This is a genomic window from Wenjunlia tyrosinilytica (assembly GCF_014646055.1).
Lineage (GTDB): Bacteria > Actinomycetota > Actinomycetes > Streptomycetales > Streptomycetaceae > Wenjunlia > Wenjunlia tyrosinilytica.
Genome location: NZ_BMMS01000023.1, coordinates 148,519 through 156,422, shown reverse-complemented (window position 1 = coordinate 156,422; position 7,904 = coordinate 148,519). Strand labels below are relative to the sequence as shown.

Here is a 7,904-nt window from a genome sequence, read left to right as displayed (position 1 = left end):
ACGGTCTCGGACTCGGACACGTTCTCACTGGTCATCGATGCATCTTCCACGATCGGGAGTTACACCGAACGATTTACAGTCCCTAGGCACTCAGCAGCAGAAGGCCGAGGGTGACTGCGAGCGCCTGGTGCTCGTGCTCCTGGTGGGGCGGTGGGGTCCGGGGTGCCCTCCGGGCCCGGGTTGCCTCGGGTCCGGGTCGTGTTCGGCGGTGTGCGGGAGCTTCTCGTTGTGATCCGTGTCCTGTCAGCGCCGAACCCGCGAGAGCAGCAGCTCCCACACCTCGACGACGCCCTCTGCTTGATCGAACTTGGACCGGCGCAGGCGGATCGGTCCGGGCCGCCGCGGTGCAGTGGTTCGTGATCGCAATGCGGTGTGCTACCGGCTGTTGCGGATCGAGGGGTTGACGGGCCGTTCGTTGTCGTCCGCTGCCGGCCGGGCCCGTGGTGGCCGGTGCCGGCCGGGTGGGGGCGGTCCAGCGGTCGGGCGGGGCACGCCGTGGTCCCGGTGGGTCGTGACCGGGAACGCGGTCCCGCCGGTCAGGGCTGATCGGGGTCGGTGTGGATGTCGCCGAGATCGACGAGGGAGCGGCGGCCGAGGACGAACCACACGGCTTGCACGGGCTCGTCGCCGATGGTGAACAGCCGGTGGGGAACGGTGGAGTCGAACGCGATGGAGTCGCCGGGCCCGAGCTCGCAGGTGTCGAAGCCCACGGAGACGCCGAGGCGGCCGCTGATGATGTATCCCCACTCCCGGCCGCCATGCCGTTGGAAGTGGCCTTCGAGGCTTGACGCACCCCCCACCTCGTAGGTCACATGGAGAAAGTCGGCACCCGGTACCGACCGGGGCGTCAACTGCTCCCACCGCACCCCCCCTTGCAACTCGAGCGTCTTGCGGTCGGCTGCCCGCTGCACCATCGCGGACAGCGGCTCGGCGAGCCGCGCGGGGTGCTCATCGGGTGCGCTGGGCTGCGCCTCCGCGGGGAGGGCGGGCAGGGCCTGCCGGGGGCTCGGGCCGCTGTGCCCGCTGTCGAACAGGTCGTCGAGGGACCCGCCGAGCTGCGTCACGATCGCGTAGAGCGTACTGACGGACGGCTGGGACTTCCCCGTTTCGATCTGCGAAATCAAGCTGGCGGACACCCCGATCCGGCGGGCCAGCTCACGGATGCTCCACTTGCGGCGCATGCGCTCGGTCCGTAGTCGCGGCCCTAGATCCGCCGCGAACCGCTCGGGGGTGGGCCCGGTCTGCCCGGACATCTGCGTCATTGAACCGTCTCCTCGTGTTTACAGTCAGCGTACACGTGCGCGGGTGCCACTGGACAGGCAGTGTCACCGGCGGAACACATCTGGTCATACAGCGCATACGGTGGCGAAAGCAAAGCTTGACACGTCCAAGAATGAAGAGTAATCCTTAACGCCGTTGAGTAATACTGTACGAGACAGGGGGCCTGTCCAGTGGCGCAGGATGTTGTCTCCGAGGCGGAGGTTCCGGCAGCACGAACCGTAGGGACGCTGCGGCGCCTGTCCGCCGGATTCGGTACCGAAGCGCAGGTCTTCGTGGTGCTGGCCGTCCTTCTCCTGGTGTTCGCGGTGGCCTACCCTTCCTCGTTCGCGACGGCTGGAAATGTGGTGAACGTCGGCCGCCAGGCGGGGATCTTGCTGGTCGTCGCGGTGGCGCAGATGTTCGCCCTCGTCGTCGGCGGGTTCGATCTGTCGGTCGCGGCGAATATGGCCTTCGCCAGTACCGTTTCGGCGTTGGCCATGACGCATCATCACGGCGTCGTGGTGTCGGCCGCCTTGGGGGTGGCGAGCGGGGCGGTCGTCGGTCTGGTCAACGGAATCGCCATATCCGGGTTCGGCGTCAGCCCTTTCGTCGTCACCCTGGGCATGCTGACGTTCCTCGGCGGCTTCGCCAACCAGCTCGCGGGCGGCGCCTCGATCGCGGGACTGCCGCCCTCGTTCATCGAGTACTGGGGGAGCGGCAGCTGGGGCGTGATCCCGTCGGCCGTGGGAATCGCCGCCGTGGTGATGGTGCTGGCCTGGCTGGTGCTGTCCAGGCTCCGGATCGGTCTTTACATCTTCGCCGTCGGAGGGGGCCGCGAAGCGTGCCGGCTGGCGGGGATCCGGGTGGTCGGGGTGGAGATCGCCGCATACACCATGTGCGGCACTTTGGCCGCGCTGGCGGGCCTGATGCTCTCCGCGCGTGTCGGCATCGGGCAGGCCGGGCTGGGGCAGGGCTACGACCTGCTGTCCATCGCGGCGGCGGTCATCGGGGGTGTGGCCATCGGCGGTGGTACCGGACGGCTGTCGGGTGTCCTTCTCGGCGTCGTCTTCTTCTCGGTGCTGACCACCGGGCTCAATATCGCGGCCGTCACGGAGTTCGCCCAACAGATGATCATCGGCGTGGTTCTGGTGGCCACCGTCCTGCTCGCCCGTACCGGCAGTCTGACGCAGCGGCTTCTTCCCCTCGTCCACCTGCTCACAGCACGACGCCACCGACCGGGCGACCCCGCATAACCAGCGCTTTTCGAACTTCGAGTCCACCTGCGGAGGAGACGACAGTGCACATGACACGGCCACGGCCCCGAAGACGGCACCCCATCGCGGCGACCGGCGCAGCGGTGGCGACCCTGCTGGTCGCTGCCTGCGGTACCGGCGCGAATAGCGGTACCCCCGCGCCGGGTTCGGACACCAGCGGCGGCTCCCCACTGCATCGATCACTGCACTGTGATGCCAGGTACAGCCCCGAGCAACTGCTGGGCCATTCGGTTCCCAAGGCCAAGAAGCGGTTCCGCGTCACCGTGATGGAAGCCAGTCTGGCCGGGTACTTTTACCAGGCCGTCGCCTACGGCGCCGAGAAGGCGGCTCGCGAGGCCGGTGTGGATCTTCGTATCGTCGCCGGAAACGGCTTCACCACCCCCGGCCCGCAGTTGTCCCAGGCCGAACAGGTCATCCAGCGCGGCACCGACGCGATCGCCTTGATGCCCGTGGACACCAAAGGATCCGTCCCGATCGTCGCCAGGGCCAAGGCGGCCCACATCCCGCTCATCGACTTCGGAACGGAAGTCGACAGCCAGGACGTCACCGCGTCGGTGCTCCAGGACGACTATCTGATCGGGAAGATCGGGGCGGACCAGCTCGCGCGGGTGGTGCCGTCCGGCGGGCCGGGTATCGTGATGGCCGGTCCGGCGACGGCCACCTGGTCTAAGAAGCGGATCGCCGGCTTCATGGACCAACTCCACGCCAAATACCCGAAGTTCACGGTCGCGGCGGCGCCGACCGGTCCGGTGGACCCCGCTGCCGGGCTGAAGGACTTCACGGATGCCACGCAGACGCATCCCGACATCAAATGGGTCTACTCCGTCTTCTACTACCAGCTGCTGCCGGACTCCCTGACCGGGCGCTTCCACGGCATCCCGTTCGTCACCACGGGATACGAGCCGACCGCTGTCAAGTCGCTGCAGAACGGAACCCTCGCCGCCACGATCCCCGTCGACAACGTCTGGATGGGTTATATGGCCGTCGTGCAGGCGGTCCGATCGCTCAACGGGGAGACGGTCCCGAAGACGACATGTCTGCCGGTATCGCAGTTCAACAAGTCGGACATCGGAACCGCGCAGGCCAACGCAGAACTGTATCCGGCATCGTTCACCGCCTCGTCCGGGTGACGATCCGACGGCGCGTCGGCCGGTGAGCACGGGCACACCGGACGCCTTGCCCGGGCGGGACCGCATCGGCATCGCTGCGGTCCAGCCGACGGCTTCCCCCGGCGTCCCGCCGCCCACCACGGCCGCACCGCTCTTCCGTGTGCCCGGCAGCCGGACCTGGCGCGATGCAGTGATCTCCCTCGCCTTTTCAGAAAACTCAAGGAGCATGCGATGACGACAGCACACCCCGCACTGCTGCCCGCTCCCGGGTGTGCAGGGGTGGACTTCGAGACCCGGGTCGACTTCGATCGACTGCGCTCCTTCCGGCTGGACCGAGCCCGTGCGGCGCTCGACGCGTCGGCACTCGGCGCTCTCCTCGTCTTCGACACCAACAACATCCGCTACCTCACCTCGACGGTGATCGGAGAGTGGGCTCGCGACAAGATGACTCGCTATGCGCTGCTGGCCCGGTCGGGCGAGCCCATGGTGTGGGACTTCGGCTCGGCCGCCCGGCACCATCAGCTCTACGCCCCCTGGCTGAAACCGGAGAACAGCCGGGCCGGAATGCTCGGACTACGCGGCGCTGTCGCGCCGGACGCCGGACTGATGGAGCGGGCCGTCCGCGAGATCCGCGGAATCCTGGCCGATCTGGGACTGGCCGATCAGCCGCTCGGCGTGGACATCGTGGAACCGGCCATGCTCTTCGAAATGCAGCGGCAGGGTCTGGACGTGCGTGACGGACAGCAGATCATGCTGGATGCCCGGCAGATCAAGTCCGCCGACGAGATCACCCTGCTCTCACAGGCCGCGGCCATGGTGGACGGTGTGTACCAGACCATCGCGGAGGTGCTGAAGCCGGGCATTCGGGAGAACGAGATCGTCGGCATCGCCACCAAGCAGTTGTACGACATGGGTTCCGACGACGTCGAGGCGATCAACGCGGTTTCCGGCGAGCGGTGCAACCCGCACCCGCACAATTTCTCCGACCGGCTCATCCGACCCGGCGACCAGGTGTTCTTCGACATCATCCAGTCTTTCAACGGATACCGCACCTGCTATTACCGGACCTTCACGGTCGGACGGGCGACGTCCGCCCAGCGTGACGCCTACAAGCGTGCCCGGGAGTGGATCGACGCGGCGATCCAGCTCGTCAAGCCCGGCGTTTCGACGGACCAGATCGCCCGGGCCTGGCCCAAGGCACAGGAATTCGGATTCGGCAGCGAGATGGACGCCTTCGGCCTGCAATTCGGACACGGCCTCGGTCTGGCGCTGCACGAGCGCCCCGTCATCAGCAGGCTCAACAGCCTGGAGCATCCTCAGGAGATCCAGGAGGGCATGGTCTTCGCTCTTGAGACGTATTGCCCGGCCGCCGACGGACATTCGGCGGCACGCATCGAGGAAGAGGTCGTGGTGACCGAGGACGGAGCCAGGGTCATCACACTCTTCCCGGCTGAGGAGTTGTTCGTCGCCAACGCCTACTGACCAGACCGTCGGTCCGGCAACACTCGCAGTACACGGAGATCAGATGTGATGACCAGCACCGTCCCAGACCTCCCGGATATCGCTTCGGAAACCCGTATGGAGCTGTACCGCCTCCAGTTGGAGATGCGGCACTTCGAGAAGCGGGCATACGACCTCTTCATGCAGAGCCTGGTGAAGGGGACCAGTCACCTGTCACTCGGCCAGGAAGCCATCGCCGCGGCGTTCGGAGTCGCCATGATGCCGGGCGACTGGACCTTCGCCACATACCGGGGGCACGCGCACACCCTGGCACGCGGGGTGCCGATGACCGCGGTACTCGCCGAGCTCATGGGCAGAGCCAACGGACTGATGGGGGGAAAGGGCGGCTCGATGCATCTCACCAGCGTCGAGCACGGTGTCATGGGCTCGTACGCGATCATCGGCGCCCACCTGACCATCGCCAACGGAGCGGCGTGGTCGGCCCAGTACCGCCGCTCGGGCCAGGTCGCCGTGTGCTTCTTCGGCGACGGCACGACCAATATCGGCGCATTCCACGAGGCGGTGAACTTCGCTGCGGTCTGGAAGCTGCCCGTCGTCTTCGTATGTGAGAACAACCTGTATATGGAGTACACGCCGATCGCCGCCGTCACGGCGGTGGACCGGCCGGCGGCAGACCGTGCGGCGGCCTACGGGCTGGAGCCCGTCGTCGTCGACGGCAACGACGCGGACGTGATGTACCAGACCGCGGTACGGGCCGTCGAACGCGCCCGGTCAGGTGCCGGACCCAGCCTGATCGAGGCGCTGACCTACCGCCACGGCGGCCACTCGCGGGCCGATCCGGGAAAGTACCGTCCGGCCGAGGAGATCGCGGCATGGCTGGAGCGCGACCCCGTTCCGCTCTACCGTTCCAGGCTGCTGTCCCTGGGAGTGCCGCGAGCGGAGCTGGAACGCCTGGAGCAGGCCGTGGCCGAGGCGGTCGACCTGGCCACCGAGGAGGCGAAGGCCGGGCCGCCGCCGGCCCCGGAACTGCTGATGAGCGACGTATGGGCCGATGGAGGCTCGTCATGGCGCAACTGACCTACCGCGCGGCGGTGGCCCGGGCCATCGCCCAGGAGATGCGCCGGGACGACAGCGTGGTCTTTCTGGGCGAGGATGTGGCGGCCGCCGGCGGGGTGTTCAAGGCGACCCCCGGCCTGTTGGACGAATTCGGCGCCGAACGGGTACGTGACACGCCGATCAGCGAACAGGCCATCCTGGGCGCGGCCATGGGCGCCGCGATGACCGGACTGCGGCCCATCGCGGAGATCATGTTCGCCGATTTCTTCGCGGTGGCCTGGGATATCGTCGTCAACGAGATAGCCAAGTCACGTTACATGACAAACGGTCAGGTGAGTTTTCCCCTGGTCATCCGTTCGGGGAACGGCGGCGGCCTGCGCTTCGGTGCCCAACATTCACAGAGCGTGGAGAACTGGGCGATGGCCGTCCCCGGACTCAAGGTGATCGCGCCGTCGAACCCCAGGGATGTGATCGGACTGCTCGCCGCCGCCGTACGCGATCCCGACCCCGTGCTGTTCTTCGAGCACAAGGCGCTCTACGCCGCCAAAGGCGAGGTGCCCGACGGCGAGATCGTCGATGAACTCGGTACCGCGCGGGTGCTGCGCCGCGGGCGGGACTGCACCATCGCCGCCCTGGGGGCGATGGTGCCGCGTGCTCTCGCCGCCGCCGGACAACTGTCGTCCCAGGGTATCGAGGCGACGGTCGTCGATGTCCGCTCGCTGGTCCCGCTGGACACCGCCACCATCTTGGAGACCGTGGCCGCGACGGGCAGATTGTTCACGGTCGAGGAGAACCCCCGGCTGTGCGGCTGGGGAGCCGAGCTCGCTTCGATCGTGTCGGAGGAGTGCTTCCACGACCTGGACGGACCGATCGTCCGGATCACCACGCCGCATGTCCCGCTGCCCGCCGCCGACGTTCTTGAGGACATCGCCCTGCCGTCGGTGGCCCGCGTCGTGGAGTCGGTCCGCACCGCCGTCGGATGACGGACGCACGGCGACCGGCACTGGGATCGGGAAAGTCACCGAGGGAGGCGGCGGTGCCGGGCCGCTCGGCCAAGGGCTCCCCGGCCGTAGTCGGCCTCCCCCATCCGGTCCATCGTGATGAAGGTGAGGGGGTGGCGTCCGGCTTCGCGCATTTATTGTACGAATAGGTGACAGTCAGGGGTTTGACGATGGAGGTGGGGGTGTGAGCCGTCGTGGATCCCGCAAGGTGGAGCAACCCGACGTTGGGGTGCTCGTCGGCCGCCTGCTGTTCTCCATCGGGGAGGAACTGGATCACAATAGGCAGGTCGATTCGCCGGGCTTGCGTCACGCTCGGACCGGCGCCCGACGCTGACACGTCCCGATGTGTCAGCGGATGTCGGCGTCCTGCCTCCTCGTTCCTTGTGCCCGAGCGGTGAACTGCTCGTCCTGCCAAGGGCGTTATGGGCCCGAGGGCGTCACCGACCGGTGCGCGCCGCCAGGGCCGCCGCCGAGGGCCGCGAAGCGCCGTCCCGTCACCGGCTGCGCGACTGACCGCGTGGTCGGCCGCCGCCCCTGGGCCGGTGCAGAGGTTCTCCGGGGCGCATGGCGGGCAGGCTGCGGCCCGGTCGGGTGCCGGCGCGGCGACGCGCTCCGATGATTAGTGACACTTGACGCACTTCTTTCAGCCGATGTTAAATAACGCTCAACATCAGGGACCGGTGCCGTACCGACTCCCACCCTCCTGTCTCAAGCGGCTACGCCGTAGCGTGCGACGCTGAACA

Annotated in this window: 6 protein-coding genes; 5 read left to right on the top strand and 1 reads right to left on the bottom strand. The window is 67.6% G+C overall.

Annotated elements, in window-relative coordinates; genetic code table 11:
• Positions 1-536: 536 nt before the first annotated feature.
• A complete protein-coding gene (locus IEY86_RS24915) occupies positions 537-1,262 on the bottom strand; it encodes a helix-turn-helix domain-containing protein (RefSeq protein WP_189134069.1) in 726 nt (241 codons plus the stop codon).
• A gap of 189 nt (positions 1,263-1,451) precedes the next feature.
• Between IEY86_RS24915 and IEY86_RS24910 the strand changes: the two genes are divergently transcribed.
• The 5 genes from IEY86_RS24910 (at position 1,452) to IEY86_RS24890 (ending at position 7,143) form a co-directional block, all read left to right on the top strand.
• Positions 1,452-2,513, top strand: a complete 1,062-nt coding sequence (locus tag IEY86_RS24910) for an ABC transporter permease (protein WP_189134068.1) — start codon at positions 1,452-1,454, stop codon at positions 2,511-2,513.
• 50 nt (positions 2,514-2,563) lie between these two features.
• Complete coding sequence (locus IEY86_RS24905; RefSeq protein ID WP_189134067.1) at positions 2,564-3,664, top strand: sugar ABC transporter substrate-binding protein; 1,101 nt, start codon at positions 2,564-2,566, stop codon at positions 3,662-3,664.
• Between the two features lie 210 nt (positions 3,665-3,874).
• A complete protein-coding gene (locus IEY86_RS24900) occupies positions 3,875-5,125 on the top strand; it encodes a M24 family metallopeptidase (protein WP_189134066.1) in 1,251 nt (416 codons plus the stop codon).
• 96 nt (positions 5,126-5,221) lie between these two features.
• Entirely contained in the window at positions 5,222-6,181 is a 960-nt protein-coding gene (locus tag IEY86_RS24895) for a thiamine pyrophosphate-dependent dehydrogenase E1 component subunit alpha (protein WP_229698724.1), read from the top strand.
• Positions 6,169-7,143, top strand: coding sequence for an alpha-ketoacid dehydrogenase subunit beta (locus tag IEY86_RS24890; RefSeq protein ID WP_189134064.1), 975 nt, complete (start codon positions 6,169-6,171; stop codon positions 7,141-7,143). Before IEY86_RS24895 ends, IEY86_RS24890 begins: the two co-directional genes overlap by 13 nt.
• Positions 7,144-7,904 lie beyond the last annotated feature (761 nt).

What these genes read in the sequence shown, in the direction of transcription:
- IEY86_RS24915 (WP_189134069.1), bottom strand. Translation starts at nt 1,262, where the DNA reads ATGACGCAGATGTCCGGGCAGACCGGGCCCACCCCCGAGCGGTTCGCG.
- IEY86_RS24905 (WP_189134067.1), top strand. Translation starts at nt 2,564, where the DNA reads ATGACACGGCCACGGCCCCGAAGACGGCACCCCATCGCGGCGACCGGC.
- IEY86_RS24900 (WP_189134066.1), top strand. Translation starts at nt 3,875, where the DNA reads ATGACGACAGCACACCCCGCACTGCTGCCCGCTCCCGGGTGTGCAGGG.
- IEY86_RS24895 (WP_229698724.1), top strand. Translation starts at nt 5,222, where the DNA reads ATGGAGCTGTACCGCCTCCAGTTGGAGATGCGGCACTTCGAGAAGCGG.
- IEY86_RS24890 (WP_189134064.1), top strand. Translation starts at nt 6,169, where the DNA reads ATGGCGCAACTGACCTACCGCGCGGCGGTGGCCCGGGCCATCGCCCAG.